Origin of the sequence: Streptococcus sp. SPS1 (assembly GCF_030439915.1) — a bacterium.
Lineage (GTDB): Bacteria > Bacillota > Bacilli > Lactobacillales > Streptococcaceae > Streptococcus.
Genome location: NZ_JAQFJG010000015.1, coordinates 1 through 18678 on the forward strand (window position 1 = coordinate 1; position 18678 = coordinate 18678).

Annotated in this window: 20 protein-coding genes and 1 tRNA gene; 18 read left to right on the forward strand and 3 right to left on the reverse strand. The window is 37.4% G+C overall.

The genetic code is table 11. From position 1 onward, the window contains the following. Positions 1 to 939 precede the first annotated feature (939 nt). From PCY12_RS09190 to PCY12_RS09215, 6 genes are read left to right on the forward strand one after another with little or no spacing between them, the layout of a single operon-like run. The gene (locus PCY12_RS09190; RefSeq protein WP_261060056.1) at positions 940 to 1677 is read left to right on the forward strand and encodes a hypothetical protein; all 738 of its coding nucleotides are present in this window, start codon (positions 940 to 942) and stop codon (positions 1675 to 1677) included. A gap of 3 nt (positions 1678 to 1680) precedes the next feature. After that, positions 1681 to 2259, forward strand: a complete 579-nt coding sequence (locus tag PCY12_RS09195) for a CPBP family intramembrane glutamic endopeptidase (RefSeq protein WP_261060057.1) — start codon at positions 1681 to 1683, stop codon at positions 2257 to 2259. A gap of 9 nt (positions 2260 to 2268) precedes the next feature. Then, the gene (locus PCY12_RS09200) at positions 2269 to 2700 is read left to right on the forward strand and encodes an Msa family membrane protein (RefSeq protein ID WP_261060058.1); all 432 of its coding nucleotides are present in this window, start codon (positions 2269 to 2271) and stop codon (positions 2698 to 2700) included. Then, the gene (locus tag PCY12_RS09205; RefSeq protein ID WP_301352624.1) at positions 2684 to 3556 is read left to right on the forward strand and encodes an ABC transporter ATP-binding protein; all 873 of its coding nucleotides are present in this window, start codon (positions 2684 to 2686) and stop codon (positions 3554 to 3556) included. The genes PCY12_RS09200 and PCY12_RS09205 overlap by 17 nt, the downstream gene beginning before the upstream one ends. A 4-nt stretch (positions 3557 to 3560) precedes the next feature. Then, positions 3561 to 4316, forward strand: coding sequence for a hypothetical protein (locus PCY12_RS09210; RefSeq protein WP_301352626.1), 756 nt, complete (start codon positions 3561 to 3563; stop codon positions 4314 to 4316). Between the two features lies 1 nt (position 4317). Next, positions 4318 to 6036 (forward strand): ABC transporter ATP-binding protein, encoded by a 1719-nt coding sequence (locus tag PCY12_RS09215; RefSeq protein ID WP_301352628.1) that lies wholly within the window; start codon positions 4318 to 4320, stop codon positions 6034 to 6036. A gap of 59 nt (positions 6037 to 6095) precedes the next feature. Here the strand turns inward: PCY12_RS09215 and yidC are convergent, their stop codons facing one another. Together yidC and PCY12_RS09225 are read right to left on the reverse strand one after the other, a co-directional pair. Further along, positions 6096 to 7022, reverse strand: coding sequence for a membrane protein insertase YidC (gene yidC / locus PCY12_RS09220; RefSeq protein WP_301352631.1), 927 nt, complete (start codon positions 7020 to 7022; stop codon positions 6096 to 6098). A gap of 77 nt (positions 7023 to 7099) precedes the next feature. After that, positions 7100 to 7378, reverse strand: coding sequence for an acylphosphatase (locus PCY12_RS09225; protein ID WP_001174613.1), 279 nt, complete (start codon positions 7376 to 7378; stop codon positions 7100 to 7102). Positions 7379 to 7411: 33 nt separating this feature from the next. Here PCY12_RS09225 and PCY12_RS09230 point away from each other — a divergent pair, with 33 nt between their 5' ends. The 11 genes from PCY12_RS09230 (at position 7412) to PCY12_RS09280 (ending at position 16221) form a co-directional block, all read left to right on the forward strand. Then, positions 7412 to 8152 (forward strand): RNA methyltransferase, encoded by a 741-nt coding sequence (locus tag PCY12_RS09230; protein ID WP_301352632.1) that lies wholly within the window; start codon positions 7412 to 7414, stop codon positions 8150 to 8152. A gap of 55 nt (positions 8153 to 8207) precedes the next feature. Next, on the forward strand, positions 8208 to 8891 hold the full coding sequence (locus PCY12_RS09235; protein ID WP_301352634.1) for a Bax inhibitor-1/YccA family protein: 684 nt from the start codon (positions 8208 to 8210) through the stop codon (positions 8889 to 8891). Positions 8892 to 9000: 109 nt separating this feature from the next. Then, positions 9001 to 9993, forward strand: coding sequence for an aspartate--ammonia ligase (gene asnA, locus PCY12_RS09240; protein WP_000748005.1), 993 nt, complete (start codon positions 9001 to 9003; stop codon positions 9991 to 9993). Positions 9994 to 10057: 64 nt separating this feature from the next. Beyond that, positions 10058 to 10597, forward strand: coding sequence for a 16S rRNA (guanine(966)-N(2))-methyltransferase RsmD (gene rsmD, locus PCY12_RS09245; RefSeq protein WP_000706954.1), 540 nt, complete (start codon positions 10058 to 10060; stop codon positions 10595 to 10597). Continuing rightward, positions 10587 to 11075 (forward strand): pantetheine-phosphate adenylyltransferase, encoded by a 489-nt coding sequence (coaD, locus tag PCY12_RS09250; RefSeq protein WP_301352635.1) that lies wholly within the window; start codon positions 10587 to 10589, stop codon positions 11073 to 11075. Before rsmD ends, coaD begins: the two co-directional genes overlap by 11 nt. Further along, on the forward strand, positions 11059 to 12096 hold the full coding sequence (locus PCY12_RS09255) for a SepM family pheromone-processing serine protease (protein ID WP_301352636.1): 1038 nt from the start codon (positions 11059 to 11061) through the stop codon (positions 12094 to 12096). Before coaD ends, PCY12_RS09255 begins: the two co-directional genes overlap by 17 nt. Positions 12097 to 12153: 57 nt before the next feature. Then, the gene (locus PCY12_RS09260; protein WP_000250395.1) at positions 12154 to 12384 is read left to right on the forward strand and encodes a DUF1146 family protein; all 231 of its coding nucleotides are present in this window, start codon (positions 12154 to 12156) and stop codon (positions 12382 to 12384) included. Between the two features lie 23 nt (positions 12385 to 12407). Then, a complete protein-coding gene (gene murA, locus PCY12_RS09265; protein WP_301352638.1) occupies positions 12408 to 13691 on the forward strand; it encodes a UDP-N-acetylglucosamine 1-carboxyvinyltransferase in 1284 nt (427 codons plus the stop codon). Then, on the forward strand, positions 13684 to 13872 hold the full coding sequence (locus PCY12_RS09270; protein WP_004241151.1) for a DNA-directed RNA polymerase subunit beta: 189 nt from the start codon (positions 13684 to 13686) through the stop codon (positions 13870 to 13872). Before murA ends, PCY12_RS09270 begins: the two co-directional genes overlap by 8 nt. A 38-nt stretch (positions 13873 to 13910) precedes the next feature. Continuing rightward, positions 13911 to 14735 (forward strand): DNA/RNA non-specific endonuclease, encoded by an 825-nt coding sequence (locus PCY12_RS09275; RefSeq protein ID WP_301352640.1) that lies wholly within the window; start codon positions 13911 to 13913, stop codon positions 14733 to 14735. A 154-nt stretch (positions 14736 to 14889) separates the two neighbouring features. Beyond that, positions 14890 to 16221: a hemolysin family protein gene (locus PCY12_RS09280; protein ID WP_301352642.1), complete on the forward strand. Its 1332-nt coding sequence runs from the start codon at positions 14890 to 14892 to the stop codon at positions 16219 to 16221. A 186-nt stretch (positions 16222 to 16407) separates the two neighbouring features. Here the strand turns inward: PCY12_RS09280 and PCY12_RS09285 are convergent. Next, positions 16408 to 16478 (reverse strand) — tRNA-Cys (locus tag PCY12_RS09285). A gap of 158 nt (positions 16479 to 16636) precedes the next feature. Here PCY12_RS09285 and PCY12_RS09290 point away from each other — a divergent pair. Then, the gene (locus PCY12_RS09290) at positions 16637 to 18625 is read left to right on the forward strand and encodes a peptide ABC transporter substrate-binding protein (protein WP_301352643.1); all 1989 of its coding nucleotides are present in this window, start codon (positions 16637 to 16639) and stop codon (positions 18623 to 18625) included. The last annotated feature ends 53 nt before the right edge of the window (positions 18626 to 18678 follow it).

Genomic DNA, 18678 nt, shown 5'->3' on the forward strand with positions numbered 1-18678 from the left:
TATTCTAAGCATTTCAGCAGAAAAAATGAATATTTCAGAGAAAGTTATAACATAGATATCTGAAATAAGCTAAACTATTTGTATCAAGATAAAGGAGGAAGTTATGAAAGCATTTAAAAAGTTGTTCAAACGTCATACATGGAATTTCGGTATTGTTAGCATTAGCTACAAAGTCAATCGTCGCGTGACAATTTAGTCTTAACTGGAAGCAGATTTTCTATTCTAAGCATTTCAGCAGAAAAAATGAACATTTCAGAGCAAGATTTAACATAGACATCTGAAATCAGCTAAACTATTTGTATCAAGATAAAGGAGGAAATTATGAAAGTATTTAAAAAGTTGTTCAAACGTCATACATGGAATTTCGGTATTGTTAGCATTAGCTACAAAGTCAATCGTCGCGTAACAATCTAGTCTTAACTGAAAGCAAATGTTCTATTCTAAGCATTTCAGCAGAAAAAATGAACATTTCAGAGGAAGATTTAACATAGACATCTGAAATCAGCTAAACTATTTGTATCAAGATAAAGGAGGAAATTATGAAAGTATTTAAAACATTGTTCAAACGTCATACATGGAATTTCGGTATTGTTAGCATTAGCTACAAAGTCAATCGTCGTGTGACAATCTAATCTTAACTGAAAGCAGATTTTCTATTCTAAGCATTTCAGCAGAAAAAATGAATATTTCAGAGAAAGTTATAACATAGATATCTGAAATCAGCTAAACTATTTGTATCAAGATAAAGGAGGAAGTTATGAAAGCATTTAAAAAGTTGTTTAAACGTCATACATGGAATTTCGGTATTGTTAGCATTAGCTACAAAGTCAATCGTCGCGTAACAATTTAATAAGCAGAATAACTAGTCTAATTAGATTAGTTATCAATCAGAGGAGATTATAAAGTCTCTTCTGATTGATAACTAAAGGAGATAATAAAATGAGCATAAATTTATTTACAATTTTTAGGACAATATGGTTAAGATCAGAAACAAAATTTTTATTTGCTTTTTCTCTACTTCCATTAGTAGTTCCTCTACTGACAAATAGTCCAGATATGGAAGTTTTTTATGTAGCAGGAGATAATGCAAGTTTTAGTTTTTTTGTTAGCATTGTATTTCAATCACAATTTAAACTTGTTTTACCAACATTAATTTTTTCTTATATGATTTATTCTACTTTTCGAGATGAATTTAATTCTGGAATAATGTTTCTATACAAAGATTTACCGAAAAATAGAATTTTTCAAGCTAAATTATTTTCTTTAACGGTTTTATACTGTCTATATACTTTAGTTACTTTCTGTACATCATTGATAATTTTCTTTTTATTTTTAAATAAATCAAATATGCTATTATCAGGTGATGAATTGTTAAGTAAAGAAATCTTAAGCATTTTCAGTATATTCTTTTCTAATTTAGTATCTATTTTAATGATGTCTTATACCTCGCTAAAAACGAATAGAGCAGTAACAATAGTTATCTCAATTTTCTTTGTTTTAGCTTCAATACTTTCTTCTAAGATGGGATGGATGGGTTATCTATTTCCCAATGTGTATATATCGCTATCAAATGTAAGTGCTTTTACAAGTTTAGCTGCTATGTGTTTGTTGAGCATGGTCTATATGACAGTTTTCTATATTTTATCGTATAAAAAATTTAAAAAAATGGAGTTTTAGAGAATGAATGATAAAACGACAAAATTATCTACTGCGATAGTAGCTTTAGGAATTTTGATGTTATCTATTGTTTTATATAGTATTGCTATGACTGGCTTAGTTTTTGTAGACAAAGAACAACTAGTCAGTGTTTATTTTTATCTTTTAGTTGTTTTGATGCCAGCTTGTTTTATCATACTACCAAATTATATAGCTAAAAAATATAATTTATATGCTAGTTGTGAAATTAAATTTTCGTGGTATAAATTTATTTTTTTAACAGCCTCACTATTTCTTATCAATCTATTTTTTATTAAAGGTGAAGAATTTTGGTATCAAATGGTTATTGCTAGTTGTGAAGAGTTCCTGTTTCGCTATTGTTTATATCGTATTTTACGAAATAATTTTTCTAAACCTCAGACATTACTAATATGCTCTTTACTATTTGGGATTTTACTACATTTGAATTATGACATTATAGATAATTTATTGATTCGGAGTCCAATTGGTTTTATACTAGGACTTGTGACTATGCGTTTTGGATTGCATTATTCTATTGCAGCGCATTGGTTTATAAACTTATTAGCTGCATTATTTCAATAAGGAGAAAATATGATTTCAATATTGTTACTTTGCTTGTATTATACAGTATCTACACTATTTTTATTATTTTATTTACCAAATTTATCAGTTATGATACTTGCTTTAATTTTGTATTTATTCCCGATTATTATTCATGGTTACGTATTATATAATAGTAAAAATAAAAAGGATTTAATTTATAAAAGTATCAGTTTGCCTATCATTTCAAGTGTGGCTTATATGATTTTTGCTATTTTGTCTGAAAGAATGTCCATTTGGAAAGTATTTGTGGAAAGAAATATCGTTGTATCAGATGAAATGACGGTACAGATAGCTCAATCTCCTCTGGAGATGTCTCAGATTATTTTTGTGGTAATTTTATATCTTTCTATATCAATTGTTACTTACTATATAAAGAGTCAGAAAAATAAAAAGGGAGTGAAAAATGTTAACAATTCATAATTTATCTAAAAAATTTGCAGGAAATGATTTCTATTCATTGAAAAATGTTAATTTGGAAATAAATAAGGGAGAAATTGTGGGATTGATAGGTAAGAATGGGGCAGGAAAATCCACCCTCATGAAATTAATCGCCAAATCCCTGAAGCCGACGGAAGGTGAAATTTATTATAATGAAGTTGAACTGAGTTCAAAAGATTGTTTACTTCAGGATGTAGGTATTATGATTGATCCTGTATTTTATCCTGAAATGACAGTTGAAGATAATCTAAAATTTTATTTGAGATTGCATAATAAAAAGGAACTTTACAAAAATATTGAACCGACATTGAGATTAGTAGAGCTATGGGAAGTAAGGAAAAGAAAACCGAAGAATTTTTCTTTTGGAATGAAGCAAAGAACAGCTTTGGCAATAGCTCTTGTTGCAGAACCTAATTTTTTAATTTTAGATGAACCCTTTGTAGGATTGGATCCTATAGGTGTTCAAAAATTGATTCTTATTTTGAAAGAATGGGCTAGTCATAGAAAGATATCGATGTTGATATCGAGTCATCAATTGAGTGAATTAGAATCTCTGTGTGATCGTTATGTATACATAGAATCTGGTTGTTTAGCTGATGAATTTTCTAAACCATCTGGAAGAGATGTATTGATTGAGTTGATAGATGATGTAAACAGTTCAATTCTGGAATCTTATCTGTCAGATACTGTTTATTTAGAGGATCAGTATTTAGTCCTTTCTTCGCAATGTAGTAGAGAAGAATTAAATAAAGTCTTACAATTTTTGGGTGAAAAACAGATGATTTCTTCGATTAGTATGAAAGAAAATCAGTTAAAGGATATTTTTATGGAAAGGTAGTGAAATGAAAGATATTTTTTTGGCTGTATTCAGCACAACATGGAATAGAAAAGAAAGTAAGCTCTTTTTACTTTTTAGTCTAATTCCTATTCTATATTTAGCTTCTACATTTATGGAAACAAGTTTTATGAATGTAACTTCAATAGAAACTGGCGCAAAATTAAGTTTTTTAGAAATGTATGATGGTATTTTTAATCTTTCTTTCAATTCAACTCTACCAACCTTATCCTTATTTCTACTAATTTTGTCTGTAGTGAGAAGTGATATAGAATTACACCGACTTTTCTTATATAAGGATATAGAGAGGAAAAAGATTTTATTATCAAAAATACTCAGTATACTATCTTTATTTGCTTTATTTGTTTTGATTTTTTCTTTGCTAATGTTTGGTGTTTATTATTTAAGAGTTATCCATCTTCCCTTCGCTTCAGGAGAATTTTTAGGTCAGGATAGTTTGTTGGCTATATTCTCTATTTTTGGAACGATTTTACATCATGTTTTTTATATATTTCTACTAACTATGATATCGCTGTTTTTCAGTAATATTGCAAGTATTGTAAGTGGCATTATTCTACTCATTTTTACAGGGATTTTACCTCTATTTGGTAAAATTGGTTTGATTTTCCCAAATGGTTTTCGTTTATTAGCCGAGGAGGGGAATTTTCACTTAGCCTATATTGGAATTATTTCAATAACAACATTCTACTCACTTATTCTATTTTATTTTAGCTTAAAGAAATTTAGAAAGGTAGAATTTTAAAATGATAAAGCAAAAACAGTTTTATCAATATTTATTTCATTGTTTAGACAAACCAAGGTTCTTTATAGGTTTGTTCTTAAGTTTTATTAGCGCAGGAATGGGATTACTGATCCCTCAGTTTATAGGGAAAATGATGGATATGTCATTTTTGACATTTATTTTATCAAATCCGCTAATGCTAATAGGGATGCTATTATTCTTTTTATTTGTTTATACTTTACAGGCGATATCTTCTTATTTACTGGGAATGAGTGGAAATCAGGCTATGAAAAAGATGCAGGAAAGTCTTCATAGGAAAATTTTATCTTTATCAATAACAGATGTTGAAAGATATCAAGCAGGAGATTTATCAAACCGATTAACAAATGATATGTCGGTGGTATTAAAATTAATTTCGGTAACTTTTCCACAGGTCATTATGAATCTATTCATTATTGTGGGGACTGCTTATTTTTTAGTTTCAATTAATTTCTATTTAACGCTAGTTAGTCTAGTACTAATATTGTGCCTATTATTTGTAACGCTTCCTATAAATGCTAAACTAGAAATGTGTTTTTTAGATCATCAAAATTTATTAGGAAAATTAGCAGGAGATTTAGGTCATAAATTTTCTAAATTCAGATTAATAAAGTCAATGAATGGTGAGAAGCAAGAAATAAAGATGATGTCTAAAGTTTTTTCTGAACTGTTCAAGAATTTTAGAAAAATATTAGCAATTTCCTCTTTTCAAAGTGCCTTGTTAAATAGTGTAATCATGTTTTTCATCTTGATTATCATTTTAATAGCTGGATGGCAAGTTCAGAAAGGAATAATGACGATAGTGACACTGACTACTTTCATTATCTATGTCATGCAGTTACTGGAACCGACTTCTGAATTAATCCAGTCTTTAGATGATTTTGCTGAAGTAAAAGGGGTAGGAACACGTGTAGTAGAGTTATTTAATTTAGCTTCAGAAGATAATAATTTCTCTTATGCAGAAGTGAATGACTTCTCTATCTCCTTTGATGCAGTTTCTTTTAGTTATTCAGAACAAGAAAAAAGTGTAATAGATAATCTAAGTTTTCATATTTCATCTGGGCAACATGTTGCGATTATAGGTCCAAGCGGTTCGGGTAAGACAACTATTTTTTCTTTATTGATGAAATTTTATCAATACGATGCTGGAGAAATATTGATTGGGGGAAAAAGATTAAGGGATTTGTCTTCGGAGAATATTCGCGATTTGATTAGTTATACTTCTCAAGATAATACCTTATTTCATGGAACTCTAAGAGAAAATTTGAGTTATGGGAAAAATAGTAAGGTATCGGACGAGAGGATGTATTTTGTTCTAAAAGAATTAGATCTTCTTAGCTTGATGAATCAATTGCCTAAAGGTTTAGAGAGTCATATATCTGATTCTGGTCAAGGTTTATCTGAAGGTCAGAAACAGCGATTTAATATAGCACGTTCATTAATGCTTCCGAGCGATATCTATTTATTTGATGAAATTACTGCAAGCTTGGATGTAGAAACTGAGCGAATTATTACGAAGGCTGTGAATTCATTGACTGAAGGAAAGACACGACTAACAATTGCTCATCGATTATCAACTATCCGTGAAGCTGATATAGTGTTTGTTTTTGACGAGAATGGAAGAATTGTAGATAAGGGTAAACATGAGGAATTACAATTAAGAAATACTAGTTACCAAAGTTATCTACAGGAACTAAATTAAAGACATTAGAAAAAGTAGTTAAGAAATTTCTGATAGAAAAATTCTTAACTACTTTTTTCTTATCTCGAACGTTGTTTTCCAGCGTTGCGATTTTTGTGTTTTTTCTTGCTTGTGATAGCAGTTGGTTGTTCAGGAGTAACGTCTTTTCGTCCACTTGGTGTAGAGAAAGCACGTGCTTTTGGTGGGTTCTTGGCTAGTTCTTCACGGACTTTTTTGCGAAGTTTTGGACGAACGATATAGTTAACGATAAACTGTTGGAGAATCATCATGAAACCACCGACAACCCAGTAAAGTGTGACACTAGCTGGTGAGAAGAGGGAGAAGACGACGATCATGAGTGGGCTCATGTAAATCATTTTCTTGATTTGTTCTCTTTGCATTTCATCTTCTACTCCGTGAAGTGAAAGGAGCGATTGAAGATAGTAAAGGACACCAGCGCAGGCAACCAAAATCATACTTGGAGAACCTAGAGGAATTCCTAGGTAGCTTGCTTGAGCAACCCCTTCAGTATGCTGGGCAGCAAAGTAGATAGCAGAGAAGAAAGGCATTTGAAGGAGGATAGGGAAACATCCTACACCACCAAACATGCTGATGCCGTGCTCTTTTTGAGCTGCAAAGAGAGCTTGTTGAGCTTCGAGTTTTTCTTCTTGAGTAGTTGCTTCTTTGAGACGAGTTTGGTGTGGCTCAAGGACGTGCTTGAGGGCGTTCATCTTTTCAGAGTGAAGCGTTGCCTTCCATGATTGGTAGATACCAAGTGGCAAGATAATCAAGCGCACGATAATGGTTACGATGATGATACCAACCCCAAAACCAAGTCCCTTGTCATTGGCGAAGTACTTGATAGCTTCAGCCATAGGCGCTCCGATAGTATTCCAAATAAATCCTGTTGGCTGGCCTGTGGCTTTATCGACATTGACACAGCCAGTTAAGACTAGCAACATAGCCACTCCCATAGCTGAGAGTGCAAAACGTTTAATAGATTTCACTGTTTTTATTCCTTCTTTAAAAATTATACCTTTCTATTCTACTGTTTTTTTACAAAATATACAATAGTTCTAGAGACCTAATTTGCGATTTTAAAGTCAGAGTAGGGAGGAAAGTTGCTCAGTTTGACATCTAAGTAGCTGACTTTTGAAAAAGGTGTGGGTCCTTTGCGGATTTCTTGGATAAATTTTGCCATGATAGCAGATGAGTCTGCTTGGGCTAAGATTTCCACTGTGCCATCGTCGTTATTCCACACTCGACCTGTGATGCCACCAATTTCAAGCGCCAGGCTGTAAACACCCCAACGAAAGCCGACTCCTTGCACCCTACCTTGGGCAATCATTCTAACCTTTTGCATACCAAACCCCTTTGATTGTGTTATAATATTTCTATGACTATTATAACCTCAAAAGCCAATTCTGTGGTAAAAAATGCCAAGAAATTACACCAAAAAAAATACCGCAAGTCTGCCTATTTGATTGAAGGCTGGCACTTGTTTGAAGAAGCTGTTCAAGCTGGAGTGACGATTGAGAAGATCTTTGCTCTAGAAAATTACCGAGATCAGTTAGTTGCTTTTCCGCAAACTGTCTGGGTGTCAGAGGATATTTTGCTAGATTTGGCGGATTCTCAGACTCCGCAGGGAATTGTTGCGGTGGTTCAAAAAGAAGAAGTAGGGCAAGCTGATTTGAGTCAGGGCAAGTTCTTGTTTTTGGAAGAGGTGCAAGATCCTGGTAATGTGGGAACGATCATTCGGACTGCGGATGCGGCAGGCTATACAGGAGTGATTGTTTCAGATAAGTCGGCAGATATCTACAGTCTCAAGACCTTACGTTCCATGCAAGGCAGTCATTTTCATCTGCCTATTTACCGGATGTCGAGTCAAGCGCTTCTTAAGGAAACCAAAGAGGCAGGTATCCCAGTGCTGGCAACAACCCTATCTAAAGATTCTGTTGATTACAGAGAACTGCCTCCTATAGAAAATTTTGTCTTAGTCATGGGAAATGAGGGGCAAGGAATTAGTTCCCTCATGGCTGAAAGTGCAGACCAGTTGGTCCATATTAGCATGAAGGGGCAGGCCGAGAGTTTGAATGTTGCGGTTGCAGCCGGTATTTTAGTCTTCCATTTAAGCTAATTTTAACTTTTTTTGTTATAATCAAGGAAAGATGTTCATAGAAAAGGAGAAAAGGATGAATCACACTATTATACATGACCGTGCAGGTCTCAATCAATTTTACGCTAAGGTTTATGCTTTTGTTGGTCTGGGAATCGGACTATCTGCTTTGGTGTCAGGCCTTATGTTGACGGTCTTTCAGTCTCAGTTGGTTTACTTTTTGATGCAGGGGCGTCTCTGGTTGACCATTGCTACTTTTGCGGAGTTGGCCTTAGTTTTCGTTGCCAGTAGTATGGCTTCAAGAAATAGTCCAGCTGCTCTTCCAGTATTTTTACTTTACTCGGTTTTAAACGGTTTTACACTCAGTTTTGTGGTGGCCTTCTATACTCCGGGTACAGTTTTATCTGCCTTTGTATCGAGCGCCCTTCTCTTCTTTGTCATGGCGGCAGTTGGTATCTTTACCAAGAAAGATTTGAGTGGCCTTGGTCGGGCTATGATGGCGGCTCTTATCGGTTTGCTGATTGCCATGGTAGTTAATATTTTCTTGGCTAGCGGTTTCTTTGATTATATGATTAGCGTAGCCATGGTTTTGGTTTTCTCAGGGTTGATTGCTTGGGATAACCAAAAAATTCGCTATGTCTATGAGCAATCACAAGGCCGTGTAGCGACAGGCTGGGTTGTGTCAATGGCTCTCAGTATCTATCTTGATTTTATCAATCTTTTCCTAAGTATTCTACGTATCTTCGGTCGCAATGACTAGAAGGTCCATGACATCAGTGTTCCAAGGAGCACTGATTTTTTATATTTTCTCTTTTCTTTTCTTGGAAATAGGTGTATAATGCTTTTAACTAATTTTTGAGGAGTAGTTTATGAAGAAAAGTTTTATCCATCAACAAGAAGAAATTTCCTTTGTCAAAAACACTTTTACCCAATATTTGAAAGATAAGTTAGAAGTTGTCGAAGTTCAAGGTCCTATCTTGAGCAGGGTCGGCGACGGGATGCAGGATAATTTATCAGGTGTGGAGAATGCCGTATCGGTCAAGGTTCTCCAAATCCCTGATGCTACTTATGAAGTGGTACATTCCCTTGCCAAATGGAAACGCCATACCTTGGCTCGTTTTGGTTTCGGTGAGGGTGAAGGTCTTTTCGTCCACATGAAGGCCCTTCGTCCAGATGAAGATTCGCTGGATGCGACGCACTCTGTTTATGTCGACCAGTGGGACTGGGAGAAAGTTATCCCAAATGGTAAACGGAATATCGCTTATCTAAAAGAAACAGTTGAGAAGATTTATAAGGCCATTCGCCTGACAGAGCTAGCTGTTGAAGCTCGCTATGACATCGAGTCAATCTTGCCAAAACAAATCACTTTTATCCATACAGAAGAGTTGGTAGAACGCTACCCAGACTTGACACCGAAAGAACGTGAAAATGCTATTTGTAAAGAATTTGGGGCAGTTTTCTTGATTGGTATCGGTGGTGAATTACCAGACGGTAAACCGCACGATGGACGTGCACCAGACTACGATGACTGGACAAGTGAGTCTGAAAATGGCTACAAGGGTCTGAATGGTGATATTCTTGTCTGGAATGAATCTCTAGGTGGAGCCTTTGAGTTGTCTTCTATGGGGATTCGTGTAGATGAAGAAACCCTTCGCCGTCAGGTAGAAATTACCGGTGATGAAGACCGTTTAGAATTGGAATGGCACAAGGCTTTGTTGAATGGCCTATTCCCATTGACAATCGGTGGGGGAATTGGACAATCTCGGATGGCCATGTTCTTACTTCGCAAGAAACACATCGGAGAAGTGCAAACAAGTGTTTGGCCTCAAGAAGTTCGCGATACTTACGAAAATATTTTATAGAGAATCGAACCGCAAGGTTCGGTTTTCTTTCTCTTTTCGCCCATAATTTGGTATAATAAACGGTATGAAAATCGTATCAGGAATCTATGGGGGACGTCCCCTCAAGACACTAGAAGGAAAGACGACAAGACCTACTTCGGATAAGGTTAGGGGAGCCATTTTTAACATGATTGGTCCCTACTTTGAAGGGGGACGAGTCTTGGACCTGTATGCAGGTAGTGGTGGTTTATCTATCGAGGCAGTATCGCGTGGCATGTCCAGCGCTGTTTTGGTGGAGCGAGACCGTAAGGCTCAGGCTATCGTGGCTGAAAATATTCAGATGACCAAGGAAGTTGGGAAATTTCAACTCCTCAAGATGGATGCAGAAAGGGCACTGGAACAGGTATCTGGCGAATTCGACCTCATTTTCTTAGACCCTCCTTATGCCAAGGAACAAATCGTAGCAGATATTGAAAAAATGGCTGAGAGGGAGCTTTTTTCTGAAGATGTCATGGTCGTGTGTGAGACGGATAAGGCCGTTGAACTTCCAGAAGAAATTGCCTGTCTTGGTATCTGGAAGGAAAAGATTTATGGAATTAGTAAGGTGACAGTCTATGTCAGATAAGATTGGCTTATTCACAGGCTCATTTGATCCGATGACAAATGGGCATCTGGATATGGTTGAGCGAGCTAGCAAACTTTTTGATAAGCTCTATGTCGGTATTTTTTTTAATCCTCACAAACAAGGATTTCTCCCTATCGAAAATCGTAAACGAGGGCTAGAAACGGCTTTGAAACATTTGGAAAATGTTGAAGTTGTGTCTTCTCATGATGAATTGGTGGTTGATGTTGCAAAAAGACTGGGGGCTACTTGTCTAGTGCGTGGTTTGAGGAATGCAGCGGATTTGCAATATGAAGCCAGTTTTGATTACTACAACCATCAACTGTCTCCTAATATAGAGACCATTTATCTACATAGTCGACCTGAACATCTCTATATTAGTTCATCAGGCGTTAGAGAGCTTTTGAAGTTTGGTCAGGATATTGCCTGCTATGTTCCTGAGAGTATTTTGGAGGAAATAAGAAATGAAAAAAAAGATTAGATGGCCCTTATATGTCATTGCGGCCTTGATTGTGACTTTCTTGGCATTTGTAGTGCCCTTGCCCTACTATATAGAAGTTCCAGGTGGTTCGGAAGATATTCGCCAAGTCCTTAAAGTAAATGACACAGAAGATAAGGAAGCTGGGGCCTATCAATTCGTTACGGTTGGTGTCCAGCACGCTACTTTAGCCCATATGATTTATGCGTGGTTGACGCCTTTTACAGATATTCGTAGTGCCCAAGAGACTACAGGTGGCTCTTCCGATATTGAATTTATGCGGATCAATCAATTCTACATGCAAACATCACAAAATATGGCCAAGTATCAAGGTCTAAAAACAGCTGGTAAGGATATCGAACTCAAGTACTTTGGGGTTTATGTCTTGAATGTGACGGATAATTCAACCTTTAAAGGGATTCTCAATATCTCTGATACGGTCACAGCAGTCAATGATCAGACCTTTGATAGTTCCAAAGACTTGATTGATTACGTCAGTTCTCAAAAATTAGGGGACTCCGTCAAGGTCACCTATGAAGAGGATGGGCAAACCAAATCTGCAGAAGGAAAGATTATCAGCTTGGAAAATGGCAAAAATGGGATTGGAATCGGTTTGATTGACCGTACAGAAGTGACCAGTGATGTCCCAATTCGCTTTTCAACAGCTGGTATCGGTGGTCCAAGTGCAGGTCTCATGTTTAGTCTGGCCATCTATACTCAAATAGCTGACCCTGGCCTTCGTAATGGTCGTATCGTTGCCGGTACAGGAACCATTGACCGCGATGGGAATGTGGGGGACATTGGAGGTATTGATAAGAAAGTTGTAGCTTCGGCTAGAGAAGGTGCCGCGATTTTCTTTGCCCCAGATAACCCTGTTAGCGAAGAAGAACAAAAAGCACATCCTGATGCGAAAAACAACTACCAAACAGCCCTAGAAGCGGCTAAAATAATCAAGACAGATATGAAAATTGTGCCAGTTAAAACCCTACAGGATGCAATTGATTACTTGAAAAACAATCCCTAATTTCTAAGGGAAGTTTCCAAACTAGCGCACAAACAGAGAAGATGGTATAATAGTCAAATGGTTCAATTATTATTCACTCTAAGCAGTCACATGCTCTTTATTTATGTGAGTTTTTACCTTTTAAAGGATCTTGTTAGATGGGAAAAGGTTTTAAAAGTGACAACTGAGAATACAGGAAAAGTTCGTTTACTAGTAGCCTTTTTCAGCATTGTCATGGGCTACATCCTGAGTTCTTTCTTTATCAGCCTGTATCAGTTGTGGCAAGAAGCGCTTAGAGGATTATTATAAAATCAAGAGTAAAGGAAACGAGTATGGACAAAATTGTGGTTCAAGGTGGCGATAATCGTCTGGTAGGAAGTGTAACCATCGAAGGAGCAAAGAATGCAGTCTTGCCCTTGTTGGCAGCGACTATTCTAGCAAGTGAAGGAAAGACAGTCTTACAGAATGTACCGATCTTGTCGGATGTCTTTATTATGAATCAGGTGGTTCGTGGTTTGAATGCCAAGGTTGACTTTGATGAGGAAGCCCATCTTGTTGAGGTGGATGCTACTGGCGACATCACTGAGGAAGCCCCTTATAAGTATGTCAGCAAGATGCGTGCATCTATCGTTGTCTTGGGACCAATTCTTGCCCGTGTAGGTCATGCCAAGGTATCCATGCCAGGTGGTTGTACCATTGGTAGCCGTCCTATTGATCTTCATTTGAAAGGTCTGGAAGCTATGGGGGCGAAGATTAGTCAGACGGCTGGTTATATCGAAGCCAAGGCTGATCGCTTACATGGAGCTCATATCTATATGGACTTTCCAAGTGTTGGTGCAACGCAGAACTTGATGATGGCAGCGACTCTAGCTGATGGGGTGACAGTGATTGAAAATGCTGCGCGTGAGCCTGAGATTGTGGACCTAGCCATTCTCCTCAATGAAATGGGAGCTAAGGTTAAGGGTGCTGGTACAGAGACCATTACCATTACCGGTGTTGAGAAACTTCATGGTACGACTCACAATGTAGTCCAAGACCGTATCGAAGCAGGAACCTTTATGGTAGCTGCTGCTATGACTGGTGGTGATGTCTTGATTAAAGACGCTGTTTGGGAGCACAACCGTCCCTTGATTGCCAAATTGCTTGAAATGGGAGTGGAAGTGACAGAGGAGACTGAAGGGATTCGTGTCCGTTCTCAACTAGAAAATCTAAAAGCTGTCCATGTAAAAACCTTGCCCCACCCAGGATTTCCAACAGATATGCAGGCCCAATTTACAGCCTTGATGACCGTCGCAAAAGGAGAATCAACTATGGTGGAGACAGTTTTTGAAAATCGTTTCCAACACTTAGAAGAAATGCGCCGTATGGGCTTGCACTCGGAGATTATCCGTGATACAGCTCGTATTGTTGGTGGACAGCCTTTGCAGGGAGCAGAAGTTCTTTCAACTGACCTTCGTGCCAGTGCAGCCTTGATTTTGACAGGTTTGGTAGCACAAGGAGAAACCGTGGTTGGTAAATTGGTTCACTTGGATAGAGGTTACTACCGTTTTCATGAGAAGTTGGCACAGCTAGGTGCTAATATTCAGCGGATTGAGGCAAGTGATGAAGATGAATAAGAAATCAAGCTACGTAATCAAGCGTTTACTTTTAGTCATTTTGGTACTGTTTTTAGGTGCTCTAGCTCTAGGAATCGGTTTAATGGTAGGTTATGGAATCTTGGGCAAGGGTCAAGATCCATGGGCTATCCTGTCTCCGGCAAAATGGCAGGAATTGATTCATAAATTTACAGGAAATTAGGCTGGGAGACCAGCCTTTTTATAAAGATAAGGAGAAATATGAACAAAAAAACAAGACAGACACTAATCGGACTGCTAGTGTTATTGCTTTTGTCTGCGGGAAGCTATTATATCAAGCAGACTGAACTAGGCAATCAGGCTGCTAAGACAAAAATAAGTCAGAAAAGTCAATCACCAGACGCGCCTGGTCAAGCATTGGCAGAAAGTGTCTTAACAGACGCAGTCAAAAGCCAAATAAAAGGGAGTCTTGAGTGGAATGGCTCAGGTGCTTTTATCGTCAATGGCAATAAAACAAATCTAGATGCCAAGGTTTCAAGTAAGCCCTACGCTGATAATAAAACAAAGACGGTGGGCAAGGAAACGGTACCAACCGTGGCTAATGCTCTCTTGTCTAAGGCTACTCGCCAGTACAAGAATCGTGAAGAAACTGGGAATGGTTCGACTTCTTGGACTCCTCCAGGTTGGCATCAGGTCAAGAATCTAAAGGGTACTTATACCCATGCGGTCGATAGAGGTCACTTGTTAGGCTATGCCTTAATCGGTGGCTTGGATGGTTTTGATGCCTCGACAAGCAATCCTAAAAATATTGCTGTTCAGACAGCCTGGGCAAATCAGGCACAAGCCGAGGATTCGACTGGTCAAAACTACTATGAAAGCAAGGTGCGTAAAGCCTTGGACCAAAACAAGCGTGTTCGTTACCGTGTAACCCTTTACTACGCTTCAAACGAGGATTTAGTTCCCTCAGCTTCACAGATTGAAGCCAAGTCTTCGGATGGAGAATTGGAATTTAATGTCCTAGTTCCCAATGTTCAAAAAGGGCTTCAACTGGATTACCGAACTGGAGAAGTCACTGTAACTCAGTAAAATACAAAATAAACTCCTATGTCACTTGTGAATGTAGGAGTTCTTTTTTGGACAATTTAAGTAGAACTAGAATAGACACTGAGAAAAAATAATATGTACTGAGCTAATTTTTGTGATATAATAAGTGACAAGATACTATTTTAGGAGAAGAACTATGGAAGACCCAAGTAGTCAGAATTTGTTGCTACAATTTGTTTTATTGTTTATCTTGACGGTATTAAATGCCTTTTTCTCAGCCACAGAAATGGCCATGGTTTCACTTAACCGTGCGCGGGTTGAACAAAAGGCAGAAGAAGGAGATAGACGTTATATCCGTCTGCTGAAGGTACTAGAAAATCCTAACCACTTTTTATCAACCATTCAAGTAGGGATTACCCTGATTACGATCTTATCAGGGGCGAGTTTAGCTGTTACTCTAGGACGTGTGATTGCCTCTTGGCTTGGGAATGGCGAAACAGCACAAGCCGTGGCAACTTTTCTATCCTTGGCATTTTTGACCTATATTTCCATCGTTTTTGGGGAATTGTATCCTAAGAGAATCGCTCTTAATCTAAAGGATGCCTTGGCGATTCGTACAGCGCCAGTTATCATTGGGCTGGGGAAACTAGTTAGTCCCTTTGTTTGGCTCTTGTCTGCATCTACCAATCTCTTGAGTCGCTTGACTCCTATGACCTTTGACGATGCTGACGAAAAAATGACCCGTGATGAAATTGAGTACATGTTGACAAATAGTGAAGAAACACTAGATGCTGACGAAATTGAAATGTTACAGGGGATTTTTTCACTGGACGAATTAATGGCCAGAGAAGTCATGGTTCCTCGGACAGATGCTTTTATGGTGGATATTCAGGATGATAGTCAAAGCATTATCCAAAGTATTTTAAAACAAAACTTTTCCCGTATACCAGTTTATGATGGGGATAAGGACAATGTAATTGGAATCATTCACACCAAGAGTCTCCTTAAGGCTGGTTTTGTGGACGGTTTTGATAATATTGTTTGGAAGAGAATTTTACAAGATCCACTTTTTGTTCCTGAAACCATTTTTGTGGATGACTTGCTAAAGGAATTGCGTAATACCCAAAGACAAATGGCAATTTTGCTGGATGAATACGGTGGTATGGCTGGTTTGGTGACCTTGGAAGACCTTTTAGAGGAAATTGTTGGTGAAATTGATGATGAAACGGACAAAGCAGCAATAGATGTTCATCAGATTGGCGAGGACACCTACATTGTTCAAGGAACTATGACCCTCAATGATTTCAATAATTACTTTGATGTTGAACTGGAAAGTGATGACGTTGATACCATCGCTGGTTATTATTTGACAGGAATTGGAACCATTCCAACGACTGAGAAACTCAGCTATGAATTGGTCAGCCAAAACAAACAGCTTATCTTAACCAATGATAAAGTGAAAAATGGACGTGTTACCAAGGTAAAAGTTCAAATTACAGAAGTCGAAATAGAAGAAGAAACAGAGTAAACTAGAGGCTTTTGTCACCAGGCGTGACGAAGCTTTTTTCAGTTGATTTCATGAGGGAATTATGTCATGGAAAGAACTTTGCCCCAAAAGTTTTTCAAAATTATCCGTATTTATCAGAAGAAAAATAAAAAAGCCCTTCAAATTGGGCTTTCTGTTCATTTGAAACCTGATAAATCAAGTTATAGAAGGCGGTAGACGGATTTGAACCGACGATCAAGCTTTTGCAGAGCCGTGCCTTACCACTTGGCTATACCGCCTTAACGTTTATTATTATACCTTGAAAATGATTTTCAGTCAATAGCTTTTTCAGATTTTTTGTGTCAATAAGCCTAAATATTCTGAAAATTCGTTTACTTTTCTTGAAATCTATGATATAATTGATGATGACCTATACTTTATTACGAGGAGTGAAGAAATGAAAAAAAGTCAAGTGCTTGCTGTAGCAGGAGCTACCTTATTAGCGTCAGGAGTTCTAGCTGCGTGTTCAAACACTAGTTCAAATAATGCGAAACTAGCAAAAGATTACCAATATGTTTATCAAACAGATCCAGAAACTTTGGATTATATTGTCAGCAATATCGATTCAACATCATTCATCACAACAAATGCTGTAGATGGTTTGTTGGCTAATGATAAATATGGTAATCTGGTTCCTTCTATTGCTGAATCATGGACAGTTTCAAAAGATGGTTTGACTTATACCTATAAAATCCGTAAGGATGCTAAATGGGTAACTGCAGAAGGAGAAGAATATGCTCCTGTCACTGCTAAAGACTTCGTTACTGGTTTGAAACATGCGGTAGATGGGAAATCAAAAGGACTTTCAATCGTTAGCTCTTCTATTAAGGGATTAGAAGCCTATATCAAGGGTGAAACAAGCGATTTTTCAACCGTCGGAGTAAAAGCACTCGATGACCAAACACTAGAGTATACCTTGAACCAGCCAGAAACTTTCTGGAATGACAAGACCACTAGTGGTGTTTTGATGCCAGTTAATGAAGAATTCTTAGCTTCAAAAGGGGAAGGTTTTGGTTCTCCAACAGATGCCAACTCTATTCTTTATAACGGTCCATTTGTCTTGAAGGCTGTAACTCCTAAATCATCTATCGAGATGGCTAAAAATGACGCTTACTGGGATAAAGAAAATGTAAAAATTGAGAATGTTAAGTTCACTTTCTGGGACGGTAAGGATCAAGATGTAATTGCCAAAGGTTTTTCTGATGGTCAATATAGCAAGGCTCGTATCTTCCCTACAAGTTCTACATATGAAAAATATGCAGCTGACTTCAAAGATAACATTTACTTTAACGAACCAGGTGCTGGTGTTGCAACTGTCAGCTTGAACTATGGCCGTACAACTTATAACCACACTGCTAAGACAAGTGATGCCCAAAAGACATCTACTCAAAAAGCTTTGTTAAATAAGGAGTTCCGTCAAGCCTTGAACTTTGCGGTCGATCGCAGTTCTTATTCAGCTCAAACAAATGGTACTGATGGAGCTGCAGTAGCCATCCGTAATACATTTGCACCATATAACCTTCAAGTTGGTAAGAAAATATTTGGTGAATTGGTACAAGATAGCTTGGCTAAGACGAATTCTTCTACTTGGTCAAACGTATCTCTAGCAGATTCTCAAAATGGACTTTACAATGAAGAAAAAGCTAAAGACGTCTTTGCTAAAGCAAAATCAAGCCTACAAGCTGAAGGTGTTGAATTCCCAATCCACTTGGATGCCTTGGTTATCCAAGAATCAACAGCGGTTGTAAACCGTGTTCAATCATTGAAACAATCAATTGAAAAAGTATTGGGTTCAGATAATGTTGTTGTAGACTTGCAACAAATGACTCAAGCAGAAGCTTTACCAATTTCATTTAGTGCTCCAACAGCTAAAGAGCAAGATTGGGATATCCACACCTTGCTAGGATGGAACCCTGACTATCAAGATCCTTCTACTTTCTTGGATCAGTTTGTCATCAAGGGAGGAAACACTCGCCTTTACCTTGGTATTGACCAAAACACTGATGCATCAGTAGTAAGCAAACTTGCTTTAGCTGACTATGGAAAATTACTTGATGATGCAAACAGCGAAAACCAAGATGTTCAAAAACGTTATGAAAAATACGCGGTAGCACAAGCTTGGTTGACTGACAATGCTTTGACAATTCCAGTAATGGCTTCTCCTAAAGAAACAGCCGTTTCATATGTTTCAAAAGTTCTACCATTTAGCTCATCATATTCTGAATCTGGTCTTAAAGGTGAAAATTCAGGATACTTGAAGTACACTGAAGTTGGTGAAAAAGCAATCACCAAAGAAGAGTATGAAAAAGCTCGTGAAAAATGGTTGAAAGAAAAAGCTGAATCAAATGAGAAAGCTCAAAAAGAATTGGCAAGTCATGTGAAGTAAATAATTTCTAATAGAACTTTCTCTCCATGAGGAGAAGGTTCTTTTGGGATTTT